The organism is Actinomyces ruminicola, from assembly GCF_900103885.1.
GTDB lineage: Bacteria > Actinomycetota > Actinomycetes > Actinomycetales > Actinomycetaceae > Actinomyces > Actinomyces ruminicola.
The window spans coordinates 80,456-95,588 of sequence record NZ_FNIM01000011.1 but is presented as its reverse complement, the minus strand read 5'-3'; the positions used below and the strand labels follow the sequence as shown (position 1 = coordinate 95,588).

The 15,133-nt window shown below is 69.0% G+C and carries 10 protein-coding genes; 4 read left to right on the top strand and 6 right to left on the bottom strand.

Annotation, left to right across the window (positions count from 1 at the left end; all coding sequences use genetic code 11):
* The coding region (locus tag BLR49_RS13290) for a hypothetical protein (protein ID WP_218121344.1) at nucleotides 1-264 on the top strand (264 nt) is incomplete at its 5' end.
* Between the two features lie 291 nt (nucleotides 265-555).
* On the opposite strand, the gene BLR49_RS09540 is transcribed toward BLR49_RS13290, so the two are convergent.
* Nucleotides 556-1,593 (bottom strand): LacI family DNA-binding transcriptional regulator, encoded by a 1,038-nt coding sequence (locus BLR49_RS09540; RefSeq protein WP_143013742.1) that lies wholly within the window; start codon nucleotides 1,591-1,593, stop codon nucleotides 556-558.
* A 181-nt stretch (nucleotides 1,594-1,774) separates the two neighbouring features.
* Between BLR49_RS09540 and BLR49_RS09535 the strand changes: the two genes are divergently transcribed.
* On the top strand, nucleotides 1,775-4,255 hold the full coding sequence (locus BLR49_RS09535; RefSeq protein ID WP_092536930.1) for a glycoside hydrolase family 31 protein: 2,481 nt from the start codon (nucleotides 1,775-1,777) through the stop codon (nucleotides 4,253-4,255).
* 102 nt (nucleotides 4,256-4,357) lie between these two features.
* On the opposite strand, the gene BLR49_RS09530 is transcribed toward BLR49_RS09535, so the two are convergent.
* The 5 genes from BLR49_RS09530 to BLR49_RS09510 all read right to left on the bottom strand — a co-directional run bounded on the left by BLR49_RS09530 (nucleotide 4,358) and on the right by BLR49_RS09510 (nucleotide 10,596).
* Nucleotides 4,358-5,362, bottom strand: a complete 1,005-nt coding sequence (locus BLR49_RS09530; protein ID WP_092536927.1) for a LacI family DNA-binding transcriptional regulator — start codon at nucleotides 5,360-5,362, stop codon at nucleotides 4,358-4,360.
* 46 nt (nucleotides 5,363-5,408) lie between these two features.
* On the bottom strand, nucleotides 5,409-7,121 hold the full coding sequence (locus tag BLR49_RS09525; protein ID WP_092536924.1) for a glycoside hydrolase family 13 protein: 1,713 nt from the start codon (nucleotides 7,119-7,121) through the stop codon (nucleotides 5,409-5,411).
* A 140-nt stretch (nucleotides 7,122-7,261) separates the two neighbouring features.
* Nucleotides 7,262-8,134 carry a carbohydrate ABC transporter permease gene (locus BLR49_RS09520; protein WP_092536921.1) on the bottom strand — a complete coding sequence of 291 codons (873 nt, stop codon included), beginning with the start codon at nucleotides 8,132-8,134 and terminating at the stop codon, nucleotides 7,262-7,264.
* Nucleotides 8,131-9,171 (bottom strand): carbohydrate ABC transporter permease, encoded by a 1,041-nt coding sequence (locus BLR49_RS09515; protein WP_092536918.1) that lies wholly within the window; start codon nucleotides 9,169-9,171, stop codon nucleotides 8,131-8,133. Before BLR49_RS09515 ends, BLR49_RS09520 begins: the two co-directional genes overlap by 4 nt.
* Nucleotides 9,172-9,288: 117 nt before the next feature.
* Nucleotides 9,289-10,596 (bottom strand): ABC transporter substrate-binding protein, encoded by a 1,308-nt coding sequence (locus BLR49_RS09510; RefSeq protein ID WP_092536915.1) that lies wholly within the window; start codon nucleotides 10,594-10,596, stop codon nucleotides 9,289-9,291.
* Nucleotides 10,597-10,916: 320 nt separating this feature from the next.
* Here BLR49_RS09510 and BLR49_RS09505 point away from each other — a divergent pair, with 320 nt between their 5' ends.
* Nucleotides 10,917-12,545, top strand: a complete 1,629-nt coding sequence (locus BLR49_RS09505; protein ID WP_218121343.1) for an MDR family MFS transporter — start codon at nucleotides 10,917-10,919, stop codon at nucleotides 12,543-12,545.
* Between the two features lie 48 nt (nucleotides 12,546-12,593).
* On the top strand, nucleotides 12,594-15,041 hold the full coding sequence (locus BLR49_RS09500) for a glycoside hydrolase family 3 C-terminal domain-containing protein (protein WP_092536912.1): 2,448 nt from the start codon (nucleotides 12,594-12,596) through the stop codon (nucleotides 15,039-15,041).
* Nucleotides 15,042-15,133 lie beyond the last annotated feature (92 nt).

Here is a 15,133-nt window from a genome sequence, read left to right as displayed (position 1 = left end):
CAGGTACGCGTCGGCGCCAACGGGACCGTCAACCTGGCCTCGATCACGTTCCTGGCCTCCAAGGCCCACGCCGGCAGCCAGGCCATCATCGACTGGAACCCCGACACAATCATCATCACCACCACCGACGGCGAGGTCCTCGCCCAGTACCCCTGGCCCGCACCCGGCACCCGCTACGTCTCCACCCACACACACCCAACCCCACCAACCAGCACCAACCACCACCACACCCCACAAGACCCAGAACTGTCACCGATGTCCTGACACACCAACTGTCACCGATGTCCTGACACAAAACTGTCACCGATGTCCTGACACAAAACTGTCACCGATGTCCTGAGACATCACACCGCCCACGCCGCACGCAACGACGGTCCAAACAGACGCTCGGGGTCCAAACAGGGGGACAGCGGTCCAAACCGAGGAGGCCGGCAGCACGCCTCCCCCGACACGCCGGCCCAAAGCACCACGCTCGCGCCGATAACCCCCTCCGGTGATGTTCTGCGCATTTCCGCGCCTAGTTGGCACGCATTCGCCCAGGCCGAGCAGGCAGTCCTACAGCTCCGTCATGGACCGCTTATCGTGAATCGTCACCTGGCCGAGCGTTCCTCCCGCCTGCCAGGAGACCGGGAGGACGACTTGGCGCGGGGCGCCGTCGCCGCTGCGCAGCTCTTCCAATAGGTAGGCGACCGCGGTGGTGGCCTTGTCCCGTATCGGCTGGCGCACGGTGGTGAGCGGCGGGTCCGAATAGCCGGCCAGGGCCAGTCCGTCGAAGCCGACCACGGATACGTCCTCGGGCACTCTCCGCCCGGCCCGGCGCAGCCCCATGACGATGCCGAGGGCGAGCACGTCGCCGGAGGCGAAGACCGCGGAGACGGCCGTCATCCGGTCCACGAGCCGACCCGCGACGGCGACGCCCTCATCGAAGTCGACCTCCGCGCGCAGCACGTCCTCTCGCTCGACACCGCCTCCGTGAGCGGCCAGCCCCTCGCGCAGGCCGCGCAACCGCTCGCGCACCACCCCGGGAATGCCGGTCGTGGGGCCGACGAAGGCCACCCGGCGGTGGCCGGCGCGCCCGAGCCGCTCCCCCGCCATCCGCGCGCCCCCGGCGTCGTCGACGTTCACGTAGGAGATCTCCCCCGTTTCCCGGTATGCATCGATGAAGACCGCGGGAACGCCGGAACGGTCCAGGAAGTCTCCGGGAGGCATGCGGGTAGTGGCCATGACGATCGCCCCGGCAACATTCCATGAGCGCAGCTGCGCAACCGTGTCCTCGGCCTTGGAGGAGCCGCACAGCATGAGCGCATAGCCCTCGGCGCGCGCCGCCTGCTCGCACACGCCCACGAACAAGGCCTCATGCGCCGTCTCCAGCGCGGGCCGACCCGGCTGCGCCTCATAGACCAGGGCAAGAATCCGGGAGGAGCCCGCCAGGGAGCGGGCCGCGGCACTGGGCACGTAGCCCAACGCGGAGATGGCCTCCTGCACGCGGGCGATGGTGGGCGCGGACACCTTGCCGGTGCGGCCATTGATGACGTTGGAGACCGTCATGGCGCTCACCCCGGCTCGCGCCGCAACATCCTTGAGCGTCGCCACTGGGGCCTCCTACCGGGTCGACATTCGCGAGCCCGTCGCTCCGGGTCCGCCGCACAGGATTCTTGCACAGCACAGTCGCCCGGCGGCGTCTAGCACCTGAGTGCACTATGCTTGGGTTTATCGCAAAACCTCCCGGCGGATCAGCCCGTCAACCGCCCAGCACTCCCCCGAAAGGCCATCCATGACCTCTCCCCTCTCCTCCGGCGCCGACCGGCCGCGTCCCGCCCCCGCCCCCGCCGACGCGGTCGTTACGGGTGCCGACTACCGCTTCACGGTGCTGACCTCCCGGCTCATCCGCATGGAGTACTCCCGCACCGGCGACTTCGTGGACGCCGCCACCCAGCTGGTGGTCTCCCGTCAGCTCGGCCCGGTCCCCGACTTCGAGGTACGCCGCCGCGAGGACCGCCTCGAGATCATCACCGAGCACCTGCACTTGACCTACCAGCCCTCGCGCGGCTTCACCCGCTCCGGGCTCAGCGTCGCCCTGCGCACCGCCGTCATCGGCGTGCACGGCGGCACCTGGCGACACGGCGAGCAGTGGGATCCGCAGGAGGCCTTCCGCACCAACCTGGGCGGCACCATCCGCACGCTCGACACCGTGGACGGCGCCACCGACGTGCAACCGGGCCTGCTGTCGATCACCGGGCACGCCGTCATAGACGACTCCGGCTCGTTGCTGATACAGGAGGACGAGTGGGTGCGCCCGCGCCCGCACGCCGACGGCGACGACACCCCCGACCAGGACCTGTACTTCTTCGGCTACGGGCAGGACTACCGCTCGGCCCTGCGGGACTTCTTCGCCCTGACCGGCCCCACCCCGCTGATCCCGCGCGCGCTGCTGGGCAACTGGTGGAGCCGCTACCACAGGTACTCCGCAGACTCCTACCTGGCCCTGATGGATCGGTTCGCCGAGGAGCAACTGCCGTTCTCGGTGGCCGTCATCGACATGGACTGGCACCTGGTGGACATCGATCCCGCGATCGGCAACGGCTGGACCGGCTACACCTGGAACCGGGAGCTGTTCCCCGATCCGGAGCGCTTCCTGGCCGCATTGCATGAGCGCGGCATGCAGGTGACGCTCAACCTGCACCCGGCCATGGGAGTGCGCCGCCACGAGGACGCCTACGCGCCCATGGCCCGCGCCCTCGGCATGGATCCCGAGAAGGGCGCGGACATTCCCTTCAACATCGGGGACAAGGCATTCACCGCCGCCTACCTGGAGCACGCCCACCACAACCTCGAGGAGCAGGGCGTCGACTTCTGGTGGCTGGACTGGCAGCAGGGCGGTACCACGGACATCCCAGGCCTGGACCCACTGTGGATGCTCAACCACGTCCACTACCTCGACTCCGGCCGCGAACGCCCCGGCGGTCCCGGCCAGGCCCCCTACCGGCGCCGTCCCATCACCTTCTCGCGCTTCGCCGACGCCTCCAGCCACCGCACCCCGATCGGCTTCTCCGGGGACACGGTCACCACCTGGGACTCGCTGCGCTTCCAGCCGGAGTTCACCGCCACCTCCGCCAACATCGGCTACTACTGGTGGTCCAATGACATCGGCGGACACATGCTCGGCGTCAAGGACGATCAGATGGCGGCCCGCTGGGTCCAGCTGGGCTGCTTCTCCCCCATCAACCGCATGCACTCCACCATGTCGGTGTTCAACTCCAAGGAGCCATGGCGCTACTCCCGCGACGCCCGGGCGACCATGAACGCCTACCTACGGCTACGACACCGCCTCGTGCCCTACCTGTACACCTGGGCCCGGCGGGCGCACACCGAGGGCATTGGCCCGGTGCGGCCCGTCTACCACGACTTCCCCTGGCGCATGGGGTCATACGACAACCGCAACGAGTTCCTGTTCGGGGACCTGCTGATCATGCCGATCACCCGCCCCACCGACGCCGTCTCCACCCTGGCCCGTGAGGAGGCCTGGCTGCCGCAGGGCACCTGGTTCGACCTGCCGACCGGACGCCGTTACGACGCCGACGCCGCCGACGGCCGCATCCTCACGCTGTCTCGGCGCCTGGAGCAGGTGCCCGTGCTGGCGCGCGCCGGCTCGGTGATCGTGGGGGCCGAGGATCTTTCTGAGCCGGCCGGGGACAACCCCCGCCACCTGTCCGTGGTGGTGGTGCCGGGCGCCGACGGCGAGTTCATCCTTGAGGAGGACGACGGCTCCGCCGAACCCGGGCCCGACACCGTGGTGCGCACTCGCTTCACCCTGACCTGGGATGAGGCCTCCGGATCGGCCCGTCTGGAGATCAGTCAGGAGGGCCCCCACGGCGTCGTCCCCGCCGAGCGGGAGCTCACCGTGCACCTGCTGTCCGTCGGCGGCCGGGTCACGGCCCGGGTGAATGGCGCCGAGGCGCCGGTGAGCGTGCGCGAGGCCGACGGCTTCACGCTCGGCGGCGGCCTCGACGTCGCCCTGGGCGCGGTGCGTCCGGCCGACCGCGTCGTGCTCGAGCTGTCGGGAGTGAGCATGCAGCCGCCTGCGCTGGCAGACGAGGTCTTCCGCATCCTCGAGCCCGCCCAGATGTCCTACCCGGCCAAGGACCGCGCCTGGGCGGTGGTCTGCTCCGGCGCCACCGGCGGCGCACTCATCGGCGGCCTGCGCGCAGTGGGCGTGCCCGAGGAGCTCCTGGCCGCGGTCAGCGAGGTCGCCTGAGCGGTCCGCGTGGGCCCGCTACGGCGCCTCCCGCTCGCGTCCCCGTCGAGGCCGGTCGTCACCGCGACCGGCCTCGACGCCTCACCTGGGCCGGCCCCCGCATCAGACGGGGTGCGGCGGGGCGGTGGACCCGTGGTCGATGAGGCGGGGGGCGACCAGTTCCACGCCGGAGACGGGGTCGCCCTCCAGGGATCGCAGCAGCAGGGCGCCGGCTCTGCGGCCGAGCGCCGGACGGTCCACCCCCACCTCGGTCACCAGGTCCCCGGTCTGGGCTCGGGCCACGGTCAGGCCGACCGACACGGCGGACAGATCCCCCGGCAGGGACAGGCCCCGCGCCCACGCCGCCGCGATCACCCCCTCGAGCGCATGGGGATTGTTGGAGACGACGGCGGTGCAGCCCTCGGGCAGCCCGGTCGGCTCCACCTCGCGGGCGCCGGCTATGACATTGTCGGGACAGGTGCGGAACACCGCCGCCACCCCGTGCCTGCGGGCCGCCGAGCGCACCGCGCGGCTCTGCGCCGTGTAGGCATTCGACCGGTCGGCGTGCACGTCGCGCATGAGGAACAGGATGCGGCGGTGTCCCAGGTCGAGCAGGTGGCGCACGCCCAGGTCGGCCATCTGCTCGAAATCGGCGTCCACCCCGGGCGCGCCGCCCGAGCGGTGCGAGGTGCCGATCAGCACGGTCGGCACGCCCTGCCCCAACAAGTACTCCTCACGCTCGTCGTCGGGAGCTACGTCCATGAGCACGGCCGCGTCCAAAGCCCGGGATCGCACCAGCCCCTCCAGCGCCAGATGGCTGTAGCGCCGCCCCACGGGCACGAACACCTGGATGCCGAGCGGCTCTACGCTCTCGCGCAGGCCCTCGATGTACTCCAGGTCGTTGGCGTCAATGCCGGAGCGCTGCATCCGGAACAGCACCCCGACCGTGCGCACCGAGCGGGCCGCCAGCACGGAGGCGTGCCGATTGGGCCGGTAACCGAGCTCATCGATTGCGCGCTGCACCCGCTCCCGCGTGGCGCGGGTTGTGGGCCGCTGCCCCGTCAGCACATAGGTGACGGTTGACGGCGAGACCCCGGCCAGGCGTGCGACATCGGCGCGGGTGGCCATGCTTCCTCCTTTCGGGACCTGTGGGGCGGCCCCGCTCGGTGTCAGCTCATGCGGCCAGCCAGAGGGCGGTGTTCGCCGGAACGGTGACGGCATCCAGGCGGCCGCCCATACTCCCGTTCCAAGACTGCACCAGCACCGTGCCCGTCAAGGGGAGTACTGCGTCTTCGTCCCCCATATTGATAACGACGGTGACCTCGCCGTTGCGGAAGGCGAGCACCGATTCGGGCAGGTCCTCCAGCCATGCGACGCCGCCGCGCCCCAGGCGCCACTCGCGCCGGGCGGCGATGGCCCGCCGGTACATGGCCAGGGTGGAGTGGAGATCCTTCTCCTGCACGGCGGGGGCATAGGCGCCCCAGCCCTCCGGCTGCGGGAGCCAGGTCCGCCCGGTGCTGTTGAAGCCGCAGGCGGGCCCGGCGGCCGCCCAGGGCAGCGGCACCCGACACCCGTCCCGCCCACGCGTCTGCTTGCCGGTGCGCAGCCAGGCCGGGTCCTGCCGGGCGGCGTCATCCATGGTGGTGTGCTCGGGCAGGCCGAGCTCCTCCCCCTGGAACAGGTACATGCTCCCGGGAAGCCCCAGGGCGAACAGAGTGGCGGCGCGGGCCCGCCGCAGTCCCAGGGCGGCGTCCGGCTGGGGGTCCCCGGCGCCGATGCCGTCGTCCGGCTCCGTCCCCGGGGCGTATCCGAAGCGGGTGGCGTGACGGACCACATCGTGATTGGACAGCACCCAGGTGGTGGGAGCGCCGACGGCGGCGTTGGCGTCCATGGAGGAGTCGATGACCCGCCGCAGGTGCGGCGCCCGCCAGGGGGACTTGAGGTAGTCGAAGTTGAAGGCCTGGCTCATCTCGTCCTGGCGGACGTACTTGGCCATCTGTTCTGGCGGGTCCACCCAGGCCTCGGCCACCAGCAGGATGTCGGGGCGGACGGCATTGAGCACACCGCGCCAGTCGCGGTAGATCTCGTGGACTCCGGGCTGGTCGAACATGGGGCCGTTGTCAGCGGTCTTGGGAATGGCGGCCCCGTCCTCGTCCACCGCGATTCCCCGCCACCGGTCCTCCCCCAGGGCGTCGTCCGGCAGGCCGGGCGCCTTGACTAGGCCGTGGGCGACGTCGACGCGGAAGCCGTCCACGCCCCGCCCGGCCCAGAAGCGCAGGAACTCGCGGAACATCTCCCGCACCTCCGGGTGCTCCCAGTTGAAGTCCGGCTGTTCGGCGGCGAACAGGTGCAGGTACCACCAGTCCCGATCCTCCGCCCTGCCGGTCAGCGGCTGGACCCGGGTCCAGGCGGAGCCGCCGAACAGGCTGCCCCAGTTGTTGGGCGGGCCGTCCGGGCTGTGGCGGAAGAGGTAGCGCTCGCGCTCGGGAGAGCCCGGGCCGGCCTGAAGCGCGGCGCGGAACCAGGCGTGCTGGTCGGAGGAGTGGTTGGGGACCAGGTCGATGACCACCCGAATCCCGACGGCGCGGGCGGCGGCCACCATCGCGTCGAAGTCCGCCAGCGTGCCGTACTCGGGAGCCACGTCGAAGTAATCGGCGACGTCGTAGCCGGCGTCGACCTGCGGGGAGGGGTAGAAGGGCGAGAGCCAGATGGCGTCGACTCCCAGGGCGGCGAGGTGGTCCATGCGGGAGGTGATGCCACGCAGGTCGCCCAGGCCGTCGCCGTCGGAGTCGGCGAAGGAGCGGGGGTAGATCTGGTAGATGACGGCGTCGCGCCACCAGGCTTCCTGGTCGTTGCGCACGACGGCGATGGGAGCGAGCGAGGTCATGGGGTCCTCTGGTCCTGGAACGGGTCGAGGCCCGGAAACGGCGGCTCCCGGGCACGGGTGGATGGTACATAAACTAGGACAGGGCAAAAAACACTCGCGCGGGGCGGGTGCGCAGACGCCGCGCACCCGCCCCGTCCGCGTCACTGCTTGAGCCCGCCGGCAGCCAGGCCGGCCACGATGCGGCGCTGGAAGATCAGCACCATGACCACCAGCGGCAGGGTCATGATCACACCCGCGGCCATCTGCGAACCGAATGGGGTGTTGAACTGGGAGGCTCCGGTGAACTTCGACAGCAGCACGGTGGCCGGCTGCATGACCGGGTTGTTGATCATCGTCACTGCCACCAGGAACTCGTTCCAGGCGCCGATGAAGATGATGATGGCGGTGGTGAAGATGCCGGGTGCGGCGATCGGCAGGATCACCTTGCGGAAGGCCTGCCCGGGGGTGCAGCCGTCGACCATGGCGGACTGCTCCAGCTCCTGCGGCATCTGCCGGAAGAAGCTGGTCAGGTTCCACACCGCCAGCGGCAGTGAGAACGACAGGTCCGGGATGATCATCGCCTGGTAGGTGTTGATCCAGCCCCAGGCGGAGAAGTTCTTCAGCAGCGGCACAATGATGGCCACCAGCGGGAACATTGAGGTGGCCAGCACCACCAGCAGCAGCACGCCCTTGCCGCGGAAGTCCAGCCGGGCCAGTGCGTAGGAGGCGAAGGTGGCGATCGCCAGGGCCACGACGGTGACCACGATCGAGACGATCAGTGAGTTGATCAGGCCCTGGCCGAAGTTGTTCTTGGCGGAGAACACGGCCTGGTAGTTCTCGAAGGAGACGTGCCTGGGCCACCAGGTGTTCTCGAAGATCTCGGTGTCCGGCCGCAGGGAGGACACGAGCATCCAGTAGAACGGGGCCAGGCAGTAGATGACGATGAGCACAATGCCGAAGGTCGACAGGCCGCCGGCCCAGTCGATCTTCCTCCGGGGTCGCACCACCGGTGTTGACGCAGTTGCCGCGCTCATGACGCGCTCCTCTCATTGGGCTCGGCGCCGCTCGCCCCGACGGCGGAGGGGCTGCGTCGCGGCAGGAAGACGGTGGCGGGCAGCTTGCGCCCCCGCCTGCCGCCGCTGCGCGGGGCGGTGGCCCCCAGGTCGGCGTGGGTGATCCGGGTGAAGGCGAAGGCGAAGATGAACACGTACAGGAACAGGATGAGCGCGTACGCGGCCGCCGAGCCGTAGCGCAGGTTGGAGGCCTCGTCCTGGACGAGCATGGAGATCGTCTCGACCGACCCCTTGCGCGGACCGATGAGAATGTAGGGCAGGTCGAACATGCGCAGCGCGTCCAGGGCGCGGAACAGCACCGCGACCACCAGCGCCGGCTTGACCAGCGGCAGCGTGATCCGGGTGAACCGCTTCCAGGCGTTCGCTCCATCGATCTTGGCGGCCTCGTAGACCTCGTCTGGGATGACCTGCAGCCCGGCGAGCGTGAGCAGCCCGATGTAGGGGGCGGTCTTCCACACGTCGGCGATGATGATGGCGAGCTTGGCGGTGGCGTTGCCCGAGGCCCACATGATGTGTTGTCCCAGGATGGCGTTGGCCACGCCGTTCTGGTTGAAGATCCAGCCCCACAGGATGGCGGAGACGGCGGTGGGGATCGCCCATGGCACCAGGATGGCCGCACGGACGAATCCGCGCCCGCGCATGGCCCGGTGCATGATCAGCGCCATTGCCACGCCGAGGATGGTCTCCAGGACCACGGTGACCACGCCGAACAGGGTGGTGTTCCAGGCGGCCGTCCAGAAGCGGGACCCGGCGTCGGTGAAGATGGCGGTGTAGTTGCCCAGTCCCACGAAGGGCTCGACGTCGGATACGAATCCGGTCTCGGGATCGAGCCCGGCCTTGCCGTAAAGGGACTGCCGCAAGGACTGGAAGACGGGGAGGATGATGACGATCGTCAGCACGAGGATCGTCGGGGTGATCAGCAGCCACGCCAGGCGTGCTTGCGCCCGACTGGATTTGGACCGGCGGTTCACGTCCGGCACGTAGGTGTTAGCGCTCATTGCTTGTGTCGTCTCTACTATTTGAGCCCGTGGCGCTCTCCGGTGGGGCGGGAGGGGTATCCCGCCCCACCGGTGGAGCAGGCCACGAATCCGTGAGAATGGCGTGCCGACCGCGTCTCAGGACAGGGCCTTGAGCGCGGTCTCCAGGTTGCTGATGGCCTCCTCTGCCGTGACCTGCTGCTGCACCGCCGGGTAGAGGGCGTCCTGGATCGCGGCGGTCACATCACCATAGGAAACGGCCTTCGGCCGCCCCTTGGCGGAGTCGAGGGACTCGCGCAGCGTGGGCAGGTAGGGGAACTGCTCGAGCATCTCGGAGTCCTCGTACAGCGAGCCGAGGATGGGCGCGAGGGTCTGAGTCTCCAGCGCGTACTTCTCAGACTCTTGGCTGGTCCACCACTGAACGAACTTCAACGCCGTCGCCTTGTTCTTCGAATACGCGGAGATACCGCAGTTGTGCCCACCCAGGGTGGGGACGAAGTCCTTGCCGTCGATGGTGGGCAGCGCAGCGACGCCGAACTTCTCCTCCCCGAGGGCGGCCATGTTGTTGGCGTACTGGTAGGGCCACTGGCGGTAGAAGAGCAGGTCGCCGGACTCGAAGGCGTTGCGGCCGTCCTCCTCCTTCCACTCCAGAGCCTCCTTGGGGATGTAGCCGTCCTTGAAGCCGTCGATCAGCACCTGCAGGCCGGCGATGGCCTCCGGGGAGTTGATGGTGACGTTGCCCTCGTCGTCGTAGAAGGAGCCGCCCGCGGTGTTGATGAACTCGCTGGCGCAGCAGGTCAGGCCCTCGTACTTGGCGAACTGGCCGCCGAATCCGCCGATCTTCTCGTGCCCCGGCAGGGCACGCACGGCGTCGATGGCGGACTTGACCTCGTCCCAGGTGGTGGGGACCTCGACGCCGGCCTCCTCGAGGAAGTCCTTGCGGTAGAACATGATCGAGGAGTCCGTGGCGAAGGGCATTCCGTACAGACGATCCATGTAAAGGCCGGTCTGCCAGACGGACTCCACAATGTCGTCGTTCTTCAGATCATCCTCGGGCAGAGGCACGACCCACTGGTTGGCGGCGAACTCGGCCACCCACACGTTGTCGATCGAGATGACGTCGTAGGCGTCGGACTGGGTCTGCGCGTTGTTGATGAGCGACTGGCGCTGCTGATCTGCCTCGGCCGAGAGCTCGATCAGCGTCACCTTCTCATCGGGGTAGAGCTCGTTCCACTCATCGATGCGTGCTTGCACCTTGCCGTCGGAGTTGTCCTTGCCCTGAACCCAGGTGATCGGGCCGGTGCCGGTGAAGTCTGCGGCCGAGGCAGCCGACGGGGCGGAGCCGCCTCCGCCCGAGCCGCTGCCGGAGCAGGCGGCCGCGGCCGAAAGGGCCGCGACGACGGCGGAGCCCTGAATGAAACGGCGCCTGGGAAGCCTGGATGCCATGTTTTCCTCCTTGAAACGCCACCTGCGGGCATGACGTCCATGTCATATGGGAACCCGTTGTCGACGCGCGTCGACTAGATGACCTCGACAATGTTAGCCAGCTCTCATCGCGCAGCCAACTATCAGAAGCCACTACCACCATTCGATACCCTATCGTTATCCTGCGTCCAGTCAGCCCATCCACGCCTGAAGGTGCACAACGCCTCACCCCGATGCATTTCTCATACCCTCCGCCCGTTTGCCAGAATTTGTTGCACGGCGCACCCTTCCCATTCCGGACCCCTCCCCACCTGGCGCGTCGTGAGGAGAGATGCAAGGCCATGAGCAGTTCCCCCACACCCGGCGCAGCGGCGAGCGAGCATGCAGACGCGCAGGCGATCTCCGGCGCCGTCGAGGGCATGACCTTCCGCCCCGACCGGCGGTTCTGGGTCGTCTACATCTGCCTGATGACGGTCCAGTTCCTCACCGCGATGTACCACACGGTGGTGGCAACCGCACTTCCGACCGTGATCGGTGACCTCGGCGGCGTGGCGCACATGTCCTGGGCTATCACCGCCTACACACTCGGCCAGACCCTGGCCATGCCGATCAACGGAAAGCTCGGCGACCTGGTGGGTCGCAAGCAGCTCTATCTGCTGGCCATCGCCCTGTTCGTGGGCGGATCCGCACTGTGCGGCCTGGCCACCGACATGTTTGAGTTCACCGTTTTCCGCTTCGTCCAGGGACTGGGCGGCGGCGGCCTCATGATCTGCTCCCAGGCCATCACCGGGGACATCATCCCGCCGCGCGTGCGCGGCACCTACATGGCCCCCATGGGCGCAATGTTCGGCATCGCCGCCATCCTCGGCCCGCTCCTGGGCGGCTGGCTCTCCGACTGGCTGGGGTGGCGCTGGATCTTCTGGTTCTTCCTGCCCTTCGGCCTGTTCGCCTGGGTGGCCGTGGCCATCGCGCTGCGCATGCCCCGACGCAGCTCCTCCTTCAGCATTGACTGGGCGGGGCTGGCACTGACCAGCATCGGCGCCGCGGGAATCGTGTTCATCGCCACCTGGGGCGGAAGCACGTACGCCTGGAACAGCCCCGTGATTCTGGGTCTGATCGGCGTCACTCTGGCCTCCTGGGCGGCGGTCGTCCCCGTGGAGCGGCGGGCGGCCGACCCGATTCTGCCGCTGCAGGTACTCACAAACCACACCTTCATCATCGCCACCGTGGTCTCGGTGCTCATGGCCGCGTGCATGTTCGGAATGAACGGCTACCTGCCCACCTACCTGCAGATGGTCCACGGCGTCTCCGCCACCATGTCCGGCCTGCTGTTGGTTCCCGGCAGCGTCGGCATGTTCACCGGCTCGCTCCTGTCGGGCATGCTGGTCACCCGCACCGGCCGCTACAAGCCCTTCCCGATCATGGGATCACTTCTGGCCGCATCCGGCATGGCCATGCTGGGGCTGCTTCCCGCCGACACCCACGTGGCCTGGACGGGCGTAGCGGTGTTCATCCTCGAGATCGGCATCGGCATGTTCCTGCAGCTGAGCGTCCTGGTCATTCAGAACGCCCTGCCGGCTTCCATGCTCGGCACCGCCACCTCCACCAACAACTTCTTCCGGGAGATCGGGGTGTCGATCGGCAACACGATCGTAGGCGTGCTGTTCACCGGCCGACTGACCGCGTCCCTGCTCGCCCTGGGATTCGACTCGCAGAAGGCCGCCTCTATCACTCCGGCCTTTGCCCGGAGCCTGAACGCGGCCACCGGTGCCGCCGTGATCGACGCCTACCATCACGCACTCGCCCCCGTATTGCTCTCCCTGGCCCCGGTGCTGCTGCTCGCGGCCGCCATCGCCGTCCTGTTCAGGCCGATTCCGCTGTCGACCAAGACCGGCCTGGAACAGCTTGAGGAGGAGCTTGCCGAGGAGGGCACCGAACGCGCCTGTCGCGCCGAACACTCGGACGGTTAGGCTTTCTCCGACAACGCAGTCCGCCCGCCTTCACGGAGAGCAACCGCCATGACCGCCAACACCACCAACGAGGTCGCCCAGGGCTTCACCAGTGCTGCCGCCGACGCCGACCGCTCCTACGATCCGCGGCTCGCGGACCTGGCCCGCCGAGCGGCCGCCGCGGGCACGGTCCTACTCACCAACGACGGCGTCCTACCGCTCTCCCCCGCCGAGCCGGTGGCGGTCTTCGGCCGGGTCCAGATCGACTGGTTCGCCGTCGGCTATGGCTCGGGCGGCGACGTCAACGCCGTCTACACCACCAACCTGCTGGGCAGCCTGGTGGAGCAGGGTGTCAACGTAGACGCGGAGTTGGCGTCCGTGTACCGCCAGTGGTGCGCGTCCCAGGAGCCACCCGCGGAGGAATGGGGAAACTGGCCGCGCTTCTATCCGGAGATGGAGGTCTCCGAGGACCTGGTCGCCGCGGCCGCCTCGCGTGCCCGCGCCGCCGTGGTCGTCGTCGGCCGCGCCGCCGGGGAGGACCGGGAGAACGTGCTGGAGCCCGGCGGCTACTACCTCACCGACACCGAGCGCACCCTGCTGGAGCGGGTCACCGACCACTTCGAGAGCACGGTGGTGATCGTGAACTCCGGCAATGTCATGGACCTGTCCTGGGCGGAGGAACTGGGCGTGTCCGCCCTGCTGCTGGCCTGGCCCGGTGGCATGGAGGGCGGCCGGGCCGTGGCCGACGTGCTCATCGGGGCCGCCGAGCCCGGCGGCCGCCTGACCGACACCATCGCCCGAGCCTACGCGGACTATCCCTCGGCGGCGAACTACGGGGGCAAGGAGTTCAACAACTACGCCGAGGACGTGTTCGTCGGCTACCGGTACTTCGAGACCTTCGCCCCGGAGCGGGTGCTGTTCCCCTTCGGGCACGGCCTGGGCTACACCTCCTTCGATCTGGCCGGCGCCCGCCTGGACGACGCCGCTCCCTCCCCGGACGCCGACGTCGTCGTGCGGGTGCGGGTCAGGAACACCGGCCCGCGCCCCGGCTCCACGGTGATTCAGCTCTACCGCGGCGCACCCGCCGACGCCGCCCTGCCCCACCCGGCCCGAGAACTGGTCGCCTTCACCCGCACCGATGTGATCGCCCCCGGTGACAGCCAGGAGCTGGAGCTCTCCTTCCCCTGGGACCGCCTGGCCTCCTTCGACGACTCCGGCAGGACCGGTCACGCCCACGCCTGGGTGGTTGAGGCCGGCGCCTACCCGATGTACGTGGGCACCTCGGTGCGGCAGACGATCGACGCGGGCGCCGTCGTCGTCGACGCCATGGCCGTCACCGAGCAGCTGGAGCAGGCCCTCGCCCCCTCCCCCGAGGCCCCGTTCGACCGCATGACCGTCAACTACGGCGGTGACGGACGCGCCCGCATCGGCTGGGAGAGCGTGCCCCCGTCCGCGATCGACCTGCGCGCGCGGATCCTGGCCCGGCTGCCGGAGGCGATCACCCCCACGGGTGACGTCGGCATCCGGTTCAGCGACGTGGTCGCCGGACGCGCCACCCTGGAGGCATTCGTGGCCCAGTTGGACGTGGAGGACCTCGCGCAACTGGCCTACGGCGACGTGGAGATGAATTCCCCACTGGGCGCGCCGGGCAACGCCGGGGCCTTCGGGGGTCTTACCGAGCATCTGCGCGCGCTCGGCATCCCCCCGGTGATCACCACCGACGGCCCCTCCGGGATCCGGGTATCCGCCTACGCCAGCCTGCTGCCCTGCGGCACCGCCCTGGCCTCCACCTGGGATGAGGCGCTGCTGGAGGAGCTGGCGGCGCTGCACGGCCAGGAGATGCTCCGCAAGGGCTCGGACGTGCTGCTCGCGCCCGGCATGAACATCCACCGCGACCCCCTGTGCGGACGCAACTTCGAGTACTACTCGGAGGACCCGCTGCTGACCGGACTCGCCGCCGCCGCCGTGGTGCGCGGCATCCAGTCGCAGGGAGTATCCGCCTGCCCCAAGCACTTCGCCTGCAATAGCCAGGAGACCAACCGCATCTACAACGACTCGCGGGCCTCCGCCCGGGCGCTGCGGGAGATCTACCTGCGCGGCTTCCGCATCTGTGTGCAGGAGGCGGGTCCGCTCAACATCATGACCAGCTACAACAAGGTCAATGGGCAGTGGGCTCACTACAACTACGACCTGGTCACCACCATTCTGCGCGGCGAATGGGGATACCGCGGCAATGTGATCACCGACTGGTGGATGCGCTACGCGCCGGACCCGCTCTTCCCGCAGCTGAAGGACTCCGCCACCCGGGTGCGTGCGGGCGTGGACGTGCTCATGCCCGGCGGCGTCACCTGGTCCTCGAAGCGCGCGGACGGCCACGACGACGCCGTGCTGGCCGGTTACTCGGAGGATGACGCCAGCGGCGAGCACCTGACCCTGGGCGAGCTGCAGCAAACCGCGCTGCACGTGCTGCGCATGGCGGCCACCACCCCGGCGGCACGGTCCGCTGCCGAGGCCTGAGCCGCGGCTGGGCCGGGCTGAGGTGTCCAAATCGATGACAAACGGGGTTGGAGGCAACAGCAGCCGCTAACAAAACGTTGGAATCGTGCGGG

Coding starts and splice junctions, on each gene's coding strand:
- BLR49_RS09535 (WP_092536930.1), top strand. CDS start 1,775: ATGACCTCTCCCCTCTCCTCCGGCGCCGACCGGCCGCGTCCCGCCCCC.
- BLR49_RS09530 (WP_092536927.1), bottom strand. CDS start 5,362: ATGGCCACCCGCGCCGATGTCGCACGCCTGGCCGGGGTCTCGCCGTCA.
- BLR49_RS09525 (WP_092536924.1), bottom strand. CDS start 7,121: ATGACCTCGCTCGCTCCCATCGCCGTCGTGCGCAACGACCAGGAAGCC.
- BLR49_RS09520 (WP_092536921.1), bottom strand. CDS start 8,134: ATGAGCGCGGCAACTGCGTCAACACCGGTGGTGCGACCCCGGAGGAAG.
- BLR49_RS09515 (WP_092536918.1), bottom strand. CDS start 9,171: ATGAGCGCTAACACCTACGTGCCGGACGTGAACCGCCGGTCCAAATCC.
- BLR49_RS09510 (WP_092536915.1), bottom strand. CDS start 10,596: ATGGCATCCAGGCTTCCCAGGCGCCGTTTCATTCAGGGCTCCGCCGTC.
- BLR49_RS09505 (WP_218121343.1), top strand. CDS start 10,917: ATGAGCAGTTCCCCCACACCCGGCGCAGCGGCGAGCGAGCATGCAGAC.
- BLR49_RS09500 (WP_092536912.1), top strand. CDS start 12,594: ATGACCGCCAACACCACCAACGAGGTCGCCCAGGGCTTCACCAGTGCT.